Annotated in this window: 15 protein-coding genes and 1 rRNA gene; 7 read left to right on the forward strand and 9 right to left on the reverse strand. The window is 42.3% G+C overall.

Annotated elements, in window-relative coordinates; translation table 11 throughout:
- Window positions 1-38: 38 nt before the first annotated feature.
- The 4 genes from F909_RS12745 to F909_RS12730 all read left to right on the forward strand — a co-directional run bounded on the left by F909_RS12745 (window position 39) and on the right by F909_RS12730 (window position 6,032).
- A complete protein-coding gene (locus F909_RS12745) occupies window positions 39-662 on the forward strand; it encodes a TetR/AcrR family transcriptional regulator (RefSeq protein ID WP_005147900.1) in 624 nt (207 codons plus the stop codon).
- Window positions 663-746: 84 nt separating this feature from the next.
- Window positions 747-3,428 (forward strand): phosphoenolpyruvate carboxylase, encoded by a 2,682-nt coding sequence (ppc, locus tag F909_RS12740; RefSeq protein ID WP_005147901.1) that lies wholly within the window; start codon window positions 747-749, stop codon window positions 3,426-3,428.
- 309 nt (window positions 3,429-3,737) lie between these two features.
- Window positions 3,738-5,033 (forward strand): solute carrier family 23 protein, encoded by a 1,296-nt coding sequence (locus tag F909_RS12735; RefSeq protein ID WP_005147902.1) that lies wholly within the window; start codon window positions 3,738-3,740, stop codon window positions 5,031-5,033.
- 108 nt (window positions 5,034-5,141) lie between these two features.
- Window positions 5,142-6,032, forward strand: coding sequence for a LysR family transcriptional regulator (locus F909_RS12730; protein ID WP_005147903.1), 891 nt, complete (start codon window positions 5,142-5,144; stop codon window positions 6,030-6,032).
- Between the two features lie 12 nt (window positions 6,033-6,044).
- On the opposite strand, the gene F909_RS12725 is transcribed toward F909_RS12730, so the two are convergent.
- The 3 genes from F909_RS12725 to ilvD form a co-directional block, all read right to left on the reverse strand.
- Window positions 6,045-6,776, reverse strand: coding sequence for a sulfite exporter TauE/SafE family protein (locus tag F909_RS12725; protein WP_005147909.1), 732 nt, complete (start codon window positions 6,774-6,776; stop codon window positions 6,045-6,047).
- 80 nt (window positions 6,777-6,856) lie between these two features.
- Window positions 6,857-8,146 (reverse strand): hypothetical protein, encoded by a 1,290-nt coding sequence (locus F909_RS12720; protein WP_005147910.1) that lies wholly within the window; start codon window positions 8,144-8,146, stop codon window positions 6,857-6,859.
- A gap of 143 nt (window positions 8,147-8,289) precedes the next feature.
- Complete coding sequence (ilvD, locus tag F909_RS12715) at window positions 8,290-10,119, reverse strand: dihydroxy-acid dehydratase (RefSeq protein ID WP_032877733.1); 1,830 nt, start codon at window positions 10,117-10,119, stop codon at window positions 8,290-8,292.
- 210 nt (window positions 10,120-10,329) lie between these two features.
- Between ilvD and fmt the strand changes: the two genes are divergently transcribed.
- Entirely contained in the window at window positions 10,330-11,292 is a 963-nt protein-coding gene (gene fmt, locus F909_RS12710) for a methionyl-tRNA formyltransferase (protein WP_005147912.1), read from the forward strand.
- A complete protein-coding gene (gene rsmB / locus F909_RS12705) occupies window positions 11,289-12,596 on the forward strand; it encodes a 16S rRNA (cytosine(967)-C(5))-methyltransferase RsmB (protein ID WP_005147913.1) in 1,308 nt (435 codons plus the stop codon). Before fmt ends, rsmB begins: the two co-directional genes overlap by 4 nt.
- A 48-nt stretch (window positions 12,597-12,644) precedes the next feature.
- On the opposite strand, the gene F909_RS20780 is transcribed toward rsmB, so the two are convergent.
- The 3 genes from F909_RS20780 to F909_RS12695 all read right to left on the reverse strand — a co-directional run bounded on the left by F909_RS20780 (window position 12,645) and on the right by F909_RS12695 (window position 16,097).
- A complete protein-coding gene (locus F909_RS20780; protein WP_003654330.1) occupies window positions 12,645-12,788 on the reverse strand; it encodes a methionine/alanine import family NSS transporter small subunit in 144 nt (47 codons plus the stop codon).
- 10 nt (window positions 12,789-12,798) lie between these two features.
- Window positions 12,799-14,277 (reverse strand): sodium-dependent transporter, encoded by a 1,479-nt coding sequence (locus tag F909_RS12700; RefSeq protein ID WP_032877735.1) that lies wholly within the window; start codon window positions 14,275-14,277, stop codon window positions 12,799-12,801.
- Between the two features lie 377 nt (window positions 14,278-14,654).
- A complete protein-coding gene (locus F909_RS12695; protein WP_005147915.1) occupies window positions 14,655-16,097 on the reverse strand; it encodes an aldehyde dehydrogenase family protein in 1,443 nt (480 codons plus the stop codon).
- A gap of 132 nt (window positions 16,098-16,229) precedes the next feature.
- Between F909_RS12695 and F909_RS12690 the strand changes: the two genes are divergently transcribed.
- On the forward strand, window positions 16,230-16,925 hold the full coding sequence (locus tag F909_RS12690) for a TIGR04219 family outer membrane beta-barrel protein (RefSeq protein WP_005147916.1): 696 nt from the start codon (window positions 16,230-16,232) through the stop codon (window positions 16,923-16,925).
- 293 nt (window positions 16,926-17,218) lie between these two features.
- Here the strand turns inward: F909_RS12690 and F909_RS12685 are convergent, their stop codons facing one another.
- From F909_RS12685 to rrf, 3 genes are all read right to left on the reverse strand, one after another.
- Window positions 17,219-17,527, reverse strand: a complete 309-nt coding sequence (locus tag F909_RS12685; RefSeq protein ID WP_005147917.1) for an ankyrin repeat domain-containing protein — start codon at window positions 17,525-17,527, stop codon at window positions 17,219-17,221.
- 113 nt (window positions 17,528-17,640) lie between these two features.
- Complete coding sequence (locus F909_RS0120210; protein WP_228129390.1) at window positions 17,641-18,174, reverse strand: hypothetical protein; 534 nt, start codon at window positions 18,172-18,174, stop codon at window positions 17,641-17,643.
- Window positions 18,175-18,395: 221 nt separating this feature from the next.
- Window positions 18,396-18,483 (reverse strand): 5S ribosomal RNA (gene rrf, locus F909_RS20510); the annotation flags it as partial.

The following is an 18,483-nucleotide window of genomic DNA, read 5'->3' on the forward strand; positions in this document are numbered from 1 at the left end:
GAAATTTGATTTTAAATCAATTAAAAGAGAACGATAACGTGCAGATCAGTAGTGGCCGTCCTAAAGATTTAGAAAAAAGAGCCAAGATTTTACAGGCTGCAAAATCTATTTTTTTAAAAATGGGCTATCACGCCACCAGTATGAACCAGATTGCCAAAGATGCAGGTGTCACTAAACTCACGGTGTATAATCACTTCCAAGATAAAGGCAATCTATTTATCTGTGCCATCGAAGAAAGTTGTGAAGAATCGATTCGGGCCAAACAGTTTGAACTGACCGCTGAATCTAATTTTGAGCAGGCACTGACCTTAATGTGTCAACGTGCTTTAGGGATTATTTATTTACCCGAAGCCCTGAAACTGGACTGTTTGCTGTTTGAACTGGCAGCTGAGCAAAGCCCTTTGGCCAAACAGTTTTTTGATGCCTCACATACCCGCATGTGTCATGTCTGGTGTGATTTTTTTGAGCAAGCCATCGCATTTAAATTTATTCAAGCTGATGAGCCGCTGAAGCAAACTGAACTGATTATTTCCTTGATGCTAGGGATTCGTCATCAGCAGGTGCTACTGGGTTTATCACCAGTGCCAACCCCACTTGAAATCGATCAGATGATTCAACACGCCATCGAGATTTTTTTGCTTAAATATCAAGCTAAAACTTAGAGAAAATTCACATTTTTTTACGTTCTGCTCTTGGATTGTCTCTCAATCGCGCTATAGTCGAATGAGAACAACAGGAGAATTAGAATGATTCAGCAAATCACTGCTCCATTACGTGAAGATGTCCGATTACTGGGCAATTTACTTGGAGAGACCTTAAAGCAACATGCTGGGCAAGATTTGTTTAATCAGATTGAGCAAATTCGCGCATTAGCCAAAGGCGCACGTGACGGCCAAGTCGAAGCTGAAAAACAGCTAGAACAACTGTTCCTCGGTTTAAAAGATGAAGAGATTCTGCCACTGACTCGCGCATTCTCACATTTTCTTAACTTCGCCAATATTGCTGAACAATATCATGTGGTTCGTAGCCGTCGTCAGGCCGAATTTGATGAACAGGCGCCTAGTCCGAATCCGCTCCCGCATTTATTTGAAAAATTTAAAAGCCAACAGATCAATACGCAACAACTGTTTCAGCAGATCTGTGATTTAAAAATTGAACTGGTGCTGACTGCTCACCCAACCGAGGTCAGCCGTCGCACCTTGATTCAAAAATATGACGATATTACCGACTGTCTCTCGCAGCTGGATCAACAGAAACTCACGCCTAGAGAACGCAAGCAGACCATCGCTACCCTTAAGCAATTGGTCAGTTCAGCATGGCAAACCGATGAGATTCGTCAGCATCGCCCGACCCCAGTGGATGAAGCCAAATGGGGCTTTGCAACGATTGAACAATCACTTTGGAATGCTGTACCTAAATTCATACGTGAACTGAATGAGCTGACGCAACAACATTGTGAGCAAACCTTACCCTTAAGTATTGCTCCGATTCGTTTTGCTTCATGGATGGGCGGTGACCGTGACGGCAACCCGAATGTAACTCATCAAGTGACCCAAGAAGTGCTGTGGTTATCCCGTTGGCAGGCAGCAGATTTGTATCTGCGTGACATTGAAAATTTACGCTGGGAATTGTCGATTCAAAGCTGTTCGGAAGAACTGACCCAAGCTTTAGGCTATGAGCATCCGGAACCGTATCGTGAATATTTACGTGAGACTCGCGAACGTCTCAAAGCGACACGCTCATGGCTGGCACACCGTCTGCAAGGAACTGAAGCTGATGACAGTAATATCATCAGAAATAAAGATGAACTATTAGCGCCTTTACTGCTTTGCTATCGCTCATTGATTGACAGCAATCTGGCGGAGATCGCCAATGGACAATTGCTCGATTTTATTTATCGGGTCAACTGTTTCGGTATTGAGCTGCTCAAACTCGATATTCGTCAAGAATCAGGTCGCCATCGCCAAGCGATTTCAGCCATTACCGAATATCTGGGTCTAGGCAATTTTGAATCATGGACTGAACAAGCACGCCAAAATTTCCTGATTCAGGAACTCCAAAGCAAGCGTCCACTATTACCGAAGTTTTTTAATGAGCCAGAAGGCAGCTTGATTCAGCATCCCGATGTACTTGAAGTGTTTGCCACCATGCGTACATTGGCGGAACAACCGACTGAGAGTTTAGGTGCCTATATTATTTCGATGGCAGAATATCCAAGTGATGTCCTTGCGGTGCTGTTGCTACAAAAGGAAGCTGGGATTCAGCATCCGCTTCGTGTGGTCCCTTTATTTGAAACATTAAAGGATCTCGACGGCGCAGCCAAAACCATGAACACCTTGTTCAATATGCATTGGTACAAACAGCATATTCAGGGTAAGCATGAGGTGATGATTGGTTATTCCGACTCCGCCAAAGATGCGGGCTTTATGTCAGCCAACTGGGCACAATATCGTGCTCAGGAAGAGTTGACTGCCATCGCGCAAAATCATGATGTGCAATTGACCTTATTCCATGGTCGTGGCGGTTCAATCAGCCGCGGTGGTGCGCCAACGCAACAAGCACTATTCTCTCAACCGCCAGGTTCAATATCAGGTGCAATCCGTGTCACTGAACAAGGTGAGATGATTCGCTTTAAATTCGGTTTAGAAGGTATTGCACTGCAAAATCTGGAAATCTATACCGCAGCGACCTTAGAAGCGACGTTGCTCCCACCGCCTGAACCGAAACAAGAATGGCGTGATCTGATGACTCAAATGACTGATTTATCAGTTAAAGTCTATCGTCAAACCGTACGTGAAAATCCGAACTTTGTCAGCTATCTGCGTACAGTTACACCTGAACTGGAATTGCAAATGTTGCCGCTTGGTTCTCGTCCAGCCAAACGCAAAGTCAGTGGCGGCATTGAATCACTGCGCGCCATTCCATGGGTGTTTGCATGGACACAAATCCGTTTGATGCTGCCTGCTTGGTTAGGTACGGGTACGGCGATTAATCAGGTACATGAACAGCATAAAAACACCTTGAATGAGATGCTGGAACAATGGCCTTATTTTCAGACGCTGATTGATATGCTGGAAATGGTGTTGTCGAAATCTGATGCCGATATTGCTCTGTATTATGAGTCGCATTTGACTCAAGATCAGGACTTGAAAGTATTGGGGGTTGAGCTACGCCAACGTTTACAAAATGCAGTAGATACCCTGCTCCGTTTGAAAGGCGAATCAAAACTGCTGAGCAACAATGAGGTCTTGGATCAATCCATGCAAGTGCGCAAGCCGTACTTATTGCCATTGCATTTATTGCAAGCAGAGTTGATGAAACGTCGTCGTCTGTATTTACAAGAACACCAAACCGAACACAGTCCTGTCGATCATGCCTTGATGGTCAGTATCGCAGGGATTGCTGCGGGTCTACGCAACACAGGTTAAGTCAAAAGTCAGCCTTGCCATCAATAGAAATCACACCGATTGATGGCAAGATTGGCAAAATATGCCACCTGAATTTCAAAAAGAGAAAAAAATCAAAAAATATTTTGAAAATAAGAGAGTTAACTTTTTAAACCATCAACACGAAAATAAATAATAAAACCGCTAGCTTATTCTGAAATAAATTTTACCAAAAGGTAAAAACATAAACTCGCAATGCTTGTTCTGGCAATATTCTCAATGGCTTATAGGTGAAAGCTCGTTTTAAGACAGGGTATCATACGCGCTGATATCACATAATGAGTCTAATTTATGTCAAGTTGGTTTCCAAAATGGCAGCCGTATCAGGGGAAGATCGATCATCGCCCTGTTGCGACAAATGAATATTTACCGCCCTTACAAAGTGCGGTGCTCGGGGTTCAACACGCATTTGCAATGTTTGGTGCAACGGTTCTTGCGCCATTATTGATGGGCTTTAGTCCTAACCTTGCCATCTTAATGTCAGGGATTTGTACCATCATTTTCTTCCTGATCACGGGTGGACGTGTACCTAGTTACTTAGGCTCAAGTTTTGCATTTATCGGTGTGGTTGCTGCAGCAACAGGTCATATCACTGGCTCAGGCGCCAACCCAAATCTTTCTGTAGCCTTAGGCGGTATCGTGGCCTGCGGTATTTTTTATGCCTTGATTGGTTTTGCAGTCATGCTCACAGGTACACGTTGGATCGAAAAACTGATGCCACCTGTGGTGACTGGCGCGATCGTGATGATCATTGGTCTTAACCTTGCACCTGTCACCATCAAAGGCGTTGCAGGACAGCCTTTTGAAATGTGGATGGCACTCATTACTGTACTCAGTATGGGGATCATTGCGGTGTTTACCAAAGGCCTATTACAGCGTTTATTGCTACTGGTTGGCCTGCTGATTGCCTATGCGATTTATGCCATTGCAACCAATGTTTTAGGCTATGGCAAACCAATTGATTTCTCCCAAATCGCAGCAGCGCCATGGTTCGGTATTCCAAGCTTTTCACATCCAACTTTTGATTTAAATGCGATTCTGATTATTGCACCAGTCGCACTGATTTTAGTGGCAGAGAATCTTGGTCATATCAAAGCAGTCGGTGCAATGACTGGTGAAAATCTTACGCCACAATTGGGCAAAGCTTTTGTTGCCGATGGTTTGGCTACAACTTTATCGGGTAGTGTTGGTGCGCCTGGCATGACCACATATGGTGAAAACATTGGTGTGATGGCAGTGACCCGCGTTTATTCCACGATTGTATTTGTAATCGCTGGTCTCTTTGCGATTTTCTTGGGCCTGTCTCCTAAATTTGGCGCAGTGATTAGTACTATCCCGACAGCAGTCCTCACAGGTGCTTCGATCGTGGTATTTGGTTTAATTACCATTGCAGGCGCGAAGATCTGGATCGAAAATAAAGTCGATTTCTCAAATAATAAAAATCTCATCATCGCCTCTGTCACCATTATTTTAGGGGCAGGTAACTTTGAATTACTGTTTGGTAACTTCAATTTAGGTGGTATTGGTACCGCTACTTTTGCTGCGATTTTCCTCAACTTGTTGTTTAGTTTAAAAGATAAAAATTAGAAGAACGAAGGCAGCTGAGGCTGCCTTTTTTTACACCACAATAATGTCCTATCTTTATTTAGCACCTTTTTAGTATGATGGCTTTTTATATTTCAATACGTTGCCATCATGCGTTTTGATTTTTTTGATTTACAATTATTCCTGCATGTCGTCAGTACTGGTAGTCTCACCAAAGGGGCTGAACGTTCTGCAATTTCGCTGCAAGCGGCCAGTGAACGGATTAAAAAGCTCGAACACTACTTCGATACCGCCTTATTTATTCGACAGACCTCTGGGGTCGAACTCACGACGGCGGGACATGCTTTGGCTGAACATGCGCACCGTCTGATTGGACAAAAAAATCAACTCGAACATGAGATGCAACGCTTTCGGCAACAATCGCCCGAATCCTTAACCCTGTGGTGTAATTCTTCTGCACAAAGTGAATATCTGCCACCGCTATTACCACAATTTCTAATGCGTCATGCAGACATGAATATCGACCTACATGAAGCAGAAAGTTCTGAAATCGTGGCAGCACTGAGCAAAGGTATTGCCAAACTCGGATTGGTTTCCAGTTTTTTTGATACTCAACATTTACAGACGCAAGAATTTGCCAGCGATCCACTGGTTCTGATCTGCCCTGCGGCCCATGCCTTAACTCAGCATACGTCGTTGAATCTGGTCGAGGCACTGAGTTATGGTTTTATTGGATTGATGCCACATCATTCTTTGCAGCAATCCATTGAAACTCAAGCCAAATTGCTTGGCTTTAATATCCAATACCGTTTGCGCTTACCCAATTTTGCTGCAATTGCTGAGGTGGTCGCCAAAGGCGTTGGTGTCGCTATTATGCCTGCCCGTGCTGCACAACGTTTACAACCCGATTATCATTTCCACATGGTTCAATTATTCGGTGAGTGGGCCAATCGGAAGCTGCTGTTGGCAACACAAGATTTCAGTCAACTGCCCGAAAATTATCAGCAATTTTCTGAGTTTCTATTACAGCATCGTCCTTAGTTCACAGCAAGATTAATGCGATAGCATATATCCGCCTAACGCCACCAAGCCGATAAAAAATAAACGGCGGAAACGTTGTTCATTCAGTTGATAACGAATTTTTTTACCCAACCACATCCCAACCAAAGCTGCCACCAAGGCCACAACCGACAGACGATAATCCAGTGTGATTCCCTGCATCGGATTATGGTGTAGAAATACGGCCAAGCAAATGGTGGACACCGTAAAAGTCAATCCTAAAGCCTGAACTAGCTCATCACGTTTCAAATGCAAAGACTGCAAATAAGGCACGACTGGAATGATGACCACACCTGTTGCGACAGTTACCGCACCACCGATATACCCCACCAAGGGGGATAACCAACGTTCATACGCTGCCAAATGAGGTAGATTTTTGACACATAAACCATAGAGACCATATAGCACCAACATGCTGCCCAATAAAATTTCACTGGTCTTGCCATGACCCTGGCTTAATGTCGGTAAGAAACTCCAGATCGAACCCATCACAATCCCCAGCAGCAATGACCAGAAACGACGGACAAAAGTCCACACTCGTCCTTCTGCAAACAACTGCCAAATATTGGTAATCATAGAAGGAACGATAAGTAGGGATGCTGCCTGAAACGGACTCATGGCAATCGTGAGCAGCCCCATTGAAACTGCTGGTAAACCCAAGCCGATCATGCCTTTAATCATGCCTGCAAAGACAAATACCATCACAATAATTGCTAAAAAAGTCACGCCCGAATCTCCGATGTTGCGTCGGAGTTATGCTACGGAAAAATGAACACGTGCCCTATTCTTATTTTTTGGAGTGGGCCTCAGGCAGAGCTTGAGGCTGTTTTATACTTATCTTCTAGAACATTGCTGATGATGCTTTCAATCATCCAAACGCGATACAGGCTATTAAACACATAGCTCTGTCCATCGATGCGTAATTCCAGTACAGGAAAATCTGGCTGATGCTTTTGCTGACACAATTGATCATTCTGTTTCAGCAAAGCTTCAACATCTTGTTCGGTGATGTTGTCGATCTCTAAGCGCTTCTGCATCCGTTGGAAATGTGCTTTAAATGACAAATCTTTGCCCCTCGTCCACACCCCTTCAAAAATCTGATGAATACAATCTACCTGCTGTTCTTCTGGCACACTATAAAACAGTCGTGCCATTTCATAGGTTGCTTCTTTGGTTGGACGACAAAATGGCGTAAAGGCCACTTGAGTACGCTTGGAAACACGAGTCGCTAGCCCCCAGTCAAACCAGTCGCGACCGTGATAACTCAGAGGATAGACCTTCAATTGGATATTATAATAATTGGCCAACTCTTCTTTGATATAGGCCAATAACAACCAGCTCATTGGGTCTTCAAGCGCGATATATAGATCCAATTCGGGACGCAAGGCTTGGACTTCTGCCAAAGCTTCACCATCATTAATCAAATGCTCACGCCATTCGATATGATTGATCAGGAAAATTGGATTTCCTGTCAGTAATTTCTGTTGTTTCAAACGACGGGTCAGACGCAGTAAATCATCCACCGCTTGGTATTTGCGCTCACCAAATTCAAAATAACTAGCCGCAACAGGCACATCTTTAAAAATACGTTCAGGGTAATCTTGAGGGCTTTGATGCTGGCTCGCCATTGCATACAAGGTACGCAATTTTCCATATTGTTGCTGCCATAGCATATGGAACACATCTTCAAGCAAATGTAAGAAATTCTGCTCTCGTAACGGGGTATTTCGAAGAATGGTTTCAGCTTGTTGTAGTGCTTCTGCACTTGGAATTTCGGGGGTGTCATCAAAGCCAAAACGATGTTGCTTGGCGAGAATTTTAGCATCATTTAGACAATAGCTTTGCCAATCCTGCTTGGACATCTCGTTAGGAGGTTCTGCGTCTTGCCTTGAAATAATCACTTTTAAAGGTTTCAACTCATCACTCAAAATTTCATTGAGCTGATCCAGTTGTTGTACCGCAAGATAGCTATAAACATCGTCCAGACGCAGGTAAATACTTAAACCCTGTTCCGTGGGTAACACCGCCTGACGCGAAGGTTTCTGATAGAACCAACTCGATCGGATCGGGTCAAACCAACGACGTAACAAAGACATGTCGATAGCCTCTAATGGTCATAAATTTATAAATGGAAAAGTTTTTTCAAACTTGTGCTCTAACAAGTGAGCCAATAAGTGTATTCAGTATCTTATAAAATGAGAAAAAAGTCCCCCTTAATTGAAAGAGGGACCAAATGGGATTACAAAACTCGTACTGCGCCTTTAGCTGCGCTAGTCGAATGCATTGCGTAAATCTTCAATGACTTAGACACCTTACGTTTACGCTCTTCAGCAGGATGCCAACCTTTGGCTTCCTGAACAGTACGACGATGTGCCAGAGTTGCATCATCAACATTCAAATGAATGGTACGGTTTGGAATATCAATTTCAATGGTATCGCCATCTTCAACCAAACCGATCGCACCACCTTCTGCTGCTTCTGGAGAAACGTGACCAATCGACAAACCTGACGAACCGCCCGAGAAACGACCATCGGTAATCAAGGCACAGTCTTTACCTAAACCTTTTGATTTAAGGTAACTGGTTGGATACAACATTTCCTGCATCCCTGGTCCACCGCGTGGTCCTTCGTAGCGAATCACCACGATGTCACCTGCAACGATTTTATGATCCAAAATCGCTTCTACTGCAGCATCTTGGCTTTCAAAAACGCGTGCTGTACCCGTAAATTTAAGAATTGACTCATCCACACCTGCTGTTTTTACGATACAGCCATCCAATGCGATGTTGCCATAAAGAACTGCTAAACCACCGTCTTTAGAGAAAGCATGTTCCGCATTACGAATCACACCTTTCTCACGGTCACCATCCAAAGTTGAATAATAACGGTTTTGCGAGAACGCTACTTGAGTTGGAATACCACCTGGAGATGAACGATAGAATTCATAAACGTCTGCATCTTCAGTACGGATAATATCCCACTTGTCTAAAGCATCTTTTAGAGTTGGTTCATGTACCGTCGGACAAGATGTCTTTAACAACTTTGCACGATCAAGTTCACCCAAGATCGCCATGATGCCACCTGCACGGTGTACATCTTCCATATGCACGTCTTGTTTGGCAGGTGCAACTTTTGACAATACCGGTACTTGGCGAGATAAACGGTCGATATCATCCATAGTGAAATCAACTTCGGCCTCATGTGCAGCCGCAAGTAAGTGCAATACCGTATTGGTTGAACCACCCATTGCAATATCAAGCGTCATCGCATTTTCAAACGCGTCTTTGGTTGCGATTGAACGTGGCAAGATGCTGTCATCATTTTGTTCATAATAACGTTTTGCTAATTCCACAACCAAACGGCCAGCTCTTAAGAACAATTTTTCACGGTTGGCATGCGTCGCAACGATTGAACCATTACCCGGTAATGATAAACCTAAAGCTTCGGTTAAGCAGTTCATTGAGTTAGCTGTGAACATCCCTGAACATGAACCACAGGTTGGACATGCTGAGCGTTCAAATGCAGCCACTTCTTCATCGGTATAGCTTTCATCTGCTGCAACCACCATGGCATCAACAAGGTCAATCGCCTTTTCATCACCACGGAATTTGACTTTACCTGCTTCCATTGGACCACCAGACACGAACACCACAGGGATATTCAGGCGCATCGCTGCCATCAACATTCCCGGCGTAATCTTGTCACAGTTCGAGATACATACCATCGCATCGGCACAGTGTGCATTGACCATATATTCCACAGAATCAGCAATCAAATCGCGAGATGGCAGTGAATACAGCATCCCGTCATGACCCATGGCAATGCCGTCATCGACAGCAATGGTATTAAACTCTTTCGCGACACCACCAGAAGCTTCAATTTCTCTCGCAACAAGTTGACCTAAATCTTTAAGATGCACGTGACCTGGAACAAATTGGGTAAATGAGTTGACCACCGCAATAATTGGTTTGCCAAAATCTTCATCTTTCATACCGGTCGCACGCCATAAACCGCGCGCGCCAGCCATATTTCTTCCATGTGTTGATGTTTTCGAACGATAATCAGGCATTTTGTATTCCCAACAAGTGTGTGCTCGAGAAAAATAGGACTTTCTCTCTGGCGAAATGATACTGAGCTCTCTGCATCATACTACAAGTTATCGTTTAACAGATGACCAACAGGCCTATCTTTTTTTGCACAAAAGCAATTCAGGCGCTGAATTAGGGACTCGTCGCTTTTTCGCTTATAATTTGAGATAAGTTTTATTTGGATTCCATTTGTGAAAATCATTTTTGCTGGTACGCCTGAATTTGCGGCAACCGCATTGGCGGCATTATTAAAAACATCACACCAGATTATTGCTGTTTATACTCAACCTGACCGTAAATCAGGACGCGGGCAAAAATTAACACCTTCTCCTGTTAAACAATTGGCACTTGAGCACGGTTTACCTGTTTATCAACCCTTACATTTCAAAGCATCGACCGAAGAAGGTTTGGCAGCTCGACAAGAGCTTGCTGCACTTGGCGCAGATGTGATGGTGGTTGCAGCGTATGGCTTGATTTTACCGCAAGCTGTTTTAGATACACCGAAATATGGTTGTTTAAATATTCATGGTTCATTGCTGCCACGCTGGCGTGGTGCTGCCCCAATTCAGCGTGCCATTGCCACAGGTGATGCTGAAACAGGCATTACCATCATGCAAATGGCGGCAGGTTTAGATACAGGCGATATGATGTATAAAACTTATTGCCCAATTACTGCGGAAGATACCTCTGCCAGCTTGCATGACAAATTGGCTGCTCAAGGTGCAGAAGCGATTTGTGCTGTACTTGAATCAGAACAAAGCTTGCAGGATTTTATTGAAAAACGTGAAGTGCAAGATGAAGCACTGACCGTTTATGCACATAAATTAGTTAAAGCAGAAGCGCGTATCGATTGGACTGTAAATGCAGTTCAAATCGATCGTAATATTCGTGCCTTTAACCCTTGGCCAGTCGCTTTTATTCAGCTCGATGAAAATAATGCCTTACGTGTTTGGGGTTCTACACTTTCACAGCTCATCAAAACCGATGCACAAGCCGGTGAAATCCTTGCCATAGATAAACAAGGTGTTCACGTTGCCTGCGGCGACAATACTGCGGTGTGCTTAACCAGCTTACAATGGCCAGGTGCTAAAGCCCTCAATCCAGTACAAATTGCCCAAACTCAAAAATTACATATTGGACAAATTCTCCCATGAGCCAATCGAATCAATCATCTACAAAAAATTTGAATCTGCGTGCACAAGTGGTCAAAACACTTTTGGCGGTTCAAAATGGGCAATCTTTGACTTCCGTTTTGAATCAACATATCAATATCGTTTCTGAACGCGACCGTGGTTTATATCACGAACTTACTTTAGGCTGTTTACGCCAATGGTATTCGTTAAAAGCCATTACCTTACCATTGCTCACAAAACCATTAGACAATGAAGCACTAGAAAGTTGTTTATATCTTGGTTTATATCAAATTTTATGTACCCGTATTCCGGTACATGCTGCGATTTCAGAAACTGTAAATGCAGCTAAGCAACTCGGTTTCGAGCCAATGAGTGGTTTGGTCAATGCGATTCTGCGTCGTGTTTCACGTGAAACAGATGAATTTCAAACCGCGTTGAATAATACGCATGGTTTACCAAGTTGGTTATTCAAGCGACTCAAAAAAGATTGGCCTGAGCAAGCAGAGTCTCTATGTCAGGCCTTAAAACAAGTCGCACCACTGACGCTGCGTGTCAATGAACGCCAAGTCAGTCGTGACGAATATTTAGAGATTTTGGACGAAGAACAGATTGATGCTCGTCCTTGCCTGCTTTCAAATGTGGGTATTGTTTTGGAACAAACGGGCAATATTACTCATTTACCAGGTTTCGAAGAAGGTGGCTTTTCTGTTCAGGATGAACATGCACAATTGTGCGCGATGCTTTTACCCAACTTAGATGACCAAATGGTTGTCGATGCATGTGCTGCACCAGGGGGCAAAGCTGCACACATTCTTGAGCGCTTTAATCCGAAAAAACTGATTGCACTCGATCATGATGCAAAACGTTTATTGCGTGTTTCTGAAAATTTAGAACGTCTTGCCCTAGATCAACATAATGTTGAGATTATTACCGCAGATGCCACCACGTGGCAGGCACAGGAACTTGTCGACTGTATCGTACTGGATGCGCCTTGTTCCGCGACAGGCGTAATTCGTCGTCATCCTGATATTCGTCTGCTCAGACAATCAACCGATATCGCGCAGACTGTGGCGTTACAGCAACAGATTTTGCAGCAGATGTGGCAACAACTTAAAGTTGGTGGCACTTTACTGTATATCACCTGCTCGATTCTCAAAGCTGAAAATGAGCAGCAAATGGCGGCATTCTTTGCGGAACATGCCAATGCCGAAGAAATCAAAATCAATGCAGATTGGGGGATTGAACAGACCTATGGTCGTCAGTTGCTTCCATCTGCACACGCTGGTGATGGCTTCTATTATTGCCGAATTAAAAAATTGGCTTAATCAAAATAAAAAAGCAGGCTTTGAAGCCTGCTTTTTTATTCATTCAATTTAGAGCGTATGCTGATCTTTGACTTCTTCCAGAACGTCATCGAGTTCTTCTGGATGTTTGGATAAGTGCAGAATAGACAATGCTAGTCCGCCCCATAAAAACACCATTGAAATCACCATCATTACGATTGCTGAAGTATTCATATTTGTTCTCCTAGCGATCTTTGATTCGGCTGAGTACAATTGCAACGACAGCACAGAAAATTACGCTGCCCCATCCAAAGATGCCTTGTAAGCTCATGCTATAACTATCGTAACCGTTTTTCACCAAGTTAAATACGGTCATGCTTAAGGTGGTTAACAAGATCAACGAAGTGATCACCGTTAAAGTGAAATCCCAGCCTTTGCCCAATTGAATCGTCGAAATACGATTCACATGATCACGCAATTCAAGCAAAGCAGAACGTTTAAACCAAGCAATACTGATAATTGAAATCAATGCACCACCAATAATACCGATGTTATTGATGAAGTGATCGACGATATCGACCAGTTTAATCGCATTCACACTTGAGAATAAGATCACTGAAACAAGCGCACTACCACCACCAATAATCGTTACAGCTTTGGTACGGCCCCATTTCAACTTGTCCTGCATTGCAGCAATCGGCACTTCCAAGATACTGACCATGGAAGAGATACCCGCAACAAACAACGAAGAGAAGAATAAGAAACCAAATAAATCTGCACCCGCACCTAAACTTGAAATGATTTTAGGGAATGCGATGAATGCTAGACCAATACCACCACTCACAACTTCGTGTACTTCTTTACCTGCCGCATGTGCCATAAAGCCCAACGCAGCAAAAATACCAATACCTGCCAAAATCTCAGTTGACGCGTTGGCAAAACCAACGATCAATCCCGAACCCGTTAAGTTAGTTTTAGGTTTTAAGTAAGAGGCATAAGTCACCATGATCCCGAAGCCTACAGACAACGAGAAGAAAGTATGACCATAAGCAGCTAACCAAACTTTATAGTTCATCATCGCTGACCAGTTTGGAGTAAAGAATGCATTTAAGCCTTCTACCGCACCAGGTAAACGTAATGACTGGATCACAAGAACCGTAAACAAGACAAATAACAACGGCATGAAAATCTTATTTGATAATTCAACGCCCTTCTTAACACCGCCATACAAAATGATTAAGGTCAGTGCCCAGATACCAACGATTGGCCAGAACAAATGACTTACAAATTGTAGATCGAAGCCAGTCGCTTTCGAGGTCTGCAAATAAGTATTGAAGAAGAAGCTTTCAGGGTCACTGCCCCATGCCTGACCAATTGAGAAGTAGACATAACTCCCCGCCCAAGTTAATACGCTGGCATAATACAAACCAATGATGATACACACACAGACTTGCCACCAACCGAGTGTCTCACCACCTTTAAATAACGCACGATAAGCTTTTGGTGGTGAATTACGCGCGCGGTGTCCTGTTGCATAATCTAAGAATAAAAGAGGTAAACCAGCGGTAATCAATGCCAGTAAATAAGGGATAAGAAACGCCCCACCACCATTTTCATAAGCAACGTAAGGGAAACGCCAAATGTTACCTAAACCTACAGCTGAGCCAACAGCTGCAATAATAAAACCAGATCGTGATGTCCAGTTTTCACGAGAATCTGCCATAAAACACCTAAATTGTCCTGCTGGCCGTTCCATGCTGCCCTAGGTTTTTATTATCCAACAGACATGAAAAGTGCCATAAAAAATCTTGTTTTGCTTGCATGAAATTTCAACCTTGTGGGTCTCCGTTTACATGGACAAACAAAGCAAAAACCAAACCATCTTCCTTAAAGATTGGGCTTTGTTTTTCTGCTTTTAATAGCCGAACAATACCTGTTTTTATTTCTTTTTACTGTAAATTCTGAAAGAAAAAGTCATCTTTTTTGAACAACTGATTATTTTTCAACAGACTGTAATTTTGACCTTGCAGTCAACTTATAAAAATCAAGTACATAAAACAATCAAGCGAAGCTAAAACTCCGCTTGGGCCACAATCTTTTTTATTGTTTAATGGCTAATAATCTTTCCTCTTGCATATCCCGAATCGCAGAATGAATACCCTCTCGACCTAGGCCAGAATCCTTCACACCGCCATAGGGCATATTATCGACACGGAAAGTCGGGACATCGTTAATAATCACACCTCCAACATGTAAATGGTCCCATGCATACAGCATTTTATTGAGATTTTGCGTATATACACCTGCCTGCAAACCAAAACGACTTTGGTTAATGGTGGCAATCCCCTGCTCAAAATCTTTGAATTTTTCTAAGATCGCGACAGGACCAAAGGCTTCATCCTTATAAATTTCCAGCTTGGCATCTACATTTTCCAGCAAAGTGGGTTCAAATAGCATGCCTTGTAGACTTCCTCCTATCAGTATTTTTGCTCCTTTCTTCTCTGCTTTATCCAGCCATTTTTTTAAGCGAACAGCTTCAGCTTCCTTAATCATCGGACCAACCACAGTGCTACTTAAGCTTGGATCATCTGCCTTGATTTTTTTCAATTTTGCAATGAGTTTCTTTTTCAGGTCAGCATAGATATCTGCATGTACTAAAATCCGCTGCACACTGATACATACTTGTCCTGCATGACCATAAGCCGCAGCAATTAAGCGGTCAATTAAAGCATCATCAATCACAGTATCCGCATCAATCAACACAGCAGCATTGCCACCAAGTTCCAAGGTCACTTTCTTGCGACCTGCACGTGCTTTCATGTCCCAGCCAACCTGATCTGACCCAGTAAAGCTGAGTAATTTAAAACGGTCATCAGTTACAAGGATATCTGCTGCTTGGCGGTCACATGGCAATACCGACCATGAACCTTTCGGTAATTCTGTTTCCGCCAGAACCTTGGCAATCATTAAAGCACTGATTGGGGTCAAACTTGCAGGTTTCAGCACAAATGGGCAACCTGCTGCAATTGCGGGTGCAATCTTATGAGCGACTAGATTTAAAGGGAAATTAAACGGACTAATTAAGGAAATCGTACCAATTGGCACCTGTTTGACCATGCCACGGAAACGCGCGGCAGCGGGTGTGACTGCCAATGGCAGCATACGACCATCATCAAGCTGCGTGACTGCATCTGCTGCCAATTGGAAAGTATTAATTAAACGTTCCACTTCGGCACTGGCTGCACCACGAGGTTTACCACCTTCAGCAATCAGAATCTCAGTGAGTTCCTCGCGTAGTTGATTAAAGCGTTTTACACAATGCAGCAAGATTTTCTGCTTTTGAAAAGGCTTGAGTGCTGCCATTTCCGCTTCTGCTTTTACCGAAGCCGAAATGGCTTTTTCAAGGACCTTAGCATCAGCCAATGCCACACGCGCATAGACCGTATTTCGATACTTATCATGCACTTCTAACCATTGCCCTGTGGTAACAGCCTTTCCTGCTACATACAACGGGTAATCCAGCACGCTTGATGTATCTGTCATTATTATCGATTCCTTTATAAAAATTTAAAATTAGACTACTGCATATTTCCAAAGATCACTATATGATTCGCCCATTCACTGATGAATTCACAACAATTCATTACGGTTTTCGATATTTATTAGGACAATGCAATGAAAATATTAAAAATATCAATGCTTGCTTTAGGGACAAGCTTTTGTGGCGTCGCACAAGCGGATTTGATTGGTGTAAAAGGTGATCTCAGCTATTGGAATTATAATGGTGAAGCCAATATGGCTGCACAAACATCAGCACCAGATCAGGACCTTGATCGTAAAGGTTCTGCACAAGTTTCGCTGGCATTTGAACACCCAATTCCACTGATTCCAAATGCAAAAATTCGCTATGTGAATTTAAAATCGCAAACTGAAAATGAAGTCGCAGGTCAGCCTGTATATGACCTCAACATCGACCATACCGATTTCATTTTATATTATGAAATCTTGGATACGATCGTAAATGCAGATGTTGGTCTAGGTGCAACCAACCTCAATGGTGATGTAAAAACATTGGGCCTAAGCAAAACCGACATCGATAAAACAGTCCCTGTGATCTACGGTTCTGCTGGGGTGAAACTGCCATTCACTGGCCTAAGTGCTAAAGCAGAATTGTTATATAGCAACTTTAATGATGCCAAAATCACCGATGCTCAAGCCGAATTACAATATAACTTTATTGATAATCTTTTGGTCGATGTCGGCTTAAAAGCAGGCTACCGCATCTTAGATATCAAATTAGATGATTACGAAAAAAATGATCTTAAATTTAACTTTAAAGGTCCTTATATTGGCTTAGATGTTCATTTTTAAGACCTAAAATATATAAAAAAACGGAATTTCATAATTCCGTTTTTTTATAGCTCATCATTTCATCAATCTTGATTGATGTACGCTAAAACCTACAAAGATCGCAGTAATTGACGAATATCAGAATGCAAACCTTTCACCTATCATACAAATCATAGAGAGACAGGAAGTCTCATTGAGAATAATAAAACACACAGGACGTGGTCGTTAATAGGATATCAACGACATAAACTGAATATGAAGAAGCCCCGTCAGGATGATGGGGCTTCTTTTTATCTATCATTTTTAAACGCGATTTAAAGACTTTTAAGATACGCAACTACTTCGTCATGCTCCGCCATTTCAGCAAGTTGTAGGGCCGTATATTCGCCTTTATAAGCAACGTTTGCGCCTTTACTCACCAACAGCTTCACCACAGCTAAATGATCATTCTCAGCAGCAGCCTGTAATGCACTATAACCGTCATCATCGGTCTGATTTGGATCTGTACCCTCTGCCAATAATTGCTCGACTTGTTCCACATCACCAAGAGATGCCCAATACACCAGCTCAGGAAGATGTAGTTCTTCATCATCGTCAGGCAGTGGAGAGAAAGAGTTAAACATTACTTTTAATTAATCTCAATATGCTAATAAATTACGATTTTTCTAGTAAGTTTTTTCACTAATAACTTAATACCCACTAAAATAGATTCATTTTTTTCTACTACCGAACGTTATCACTTATCTCTAGAATTGTAATATTGCTTTCTCCAATTAACGTAGTTTAAATCTCGATTATCTATATTTTTCAGATTGATATTATAGAATGCACGTAATGCTATTTCAAAAGGACCTTCGTGATGTATAAGTTCTGCAATTTCACTCATAGTACGACTAGACAATAATCCATGATAAAATTCATTTACTATCCTTTCCGCATTTGTTAAATCTTCAGAAAATATTGAACTTACTTTTTGTGCTATTATTTCTAACAAATAAGGTATATCAGATTCAATTACAAAATCACGCTTATGATCTTTCAATATTTGCTCAACAATTGAATGGAATATAAATTTTGATATATCTTCTGGATTTGTTGAGATAAGCATTACCTCACCTCTTTCCTCCAAATCTTTAAGTACTTGGTCTATTTTTTCTATATAATTTTGGCTAGTAACCTCAGCTGACTCATTTTCTAGCAGCCTTTTTTCATCTATATCTCGAATAGAACCCTGCTCAAATATAACCTTCTTTCTATGTAATGTTGTCATTTGTATTCTTTCTCTACGATTAATATATACATAAATTGGATAAAAGATACATAAACAAAATATTGCGAAAATTAAAAACTCCATATCAAGACTTTTCTCATAGTTATTTTAAAAACACCACAAAATTCTGAATTTACGATATTTTACACTAACAATCTATTGTTCTCTAGCCAATAAAAAACACCCCCTTCGCTAACGCGGAGGGGGTGTTTAGATTTAAAAGCTGGCGATGACTTACTCTCACATGGCAAGTGCCACACTACCATCAGCGCTAAGAGGTTTCACTTCTGAGTTCGGGAAGGGATCAGG

Source organism: Acinetobacter sp. ANC 3929, assembly GCF_000369405.1.
Taxonomy (GTDB): Bacteria; Pseudomonadota; Gammaproteobacteria; order Pseudomonadales; family Moraxellaceae; genus Acinetobacter.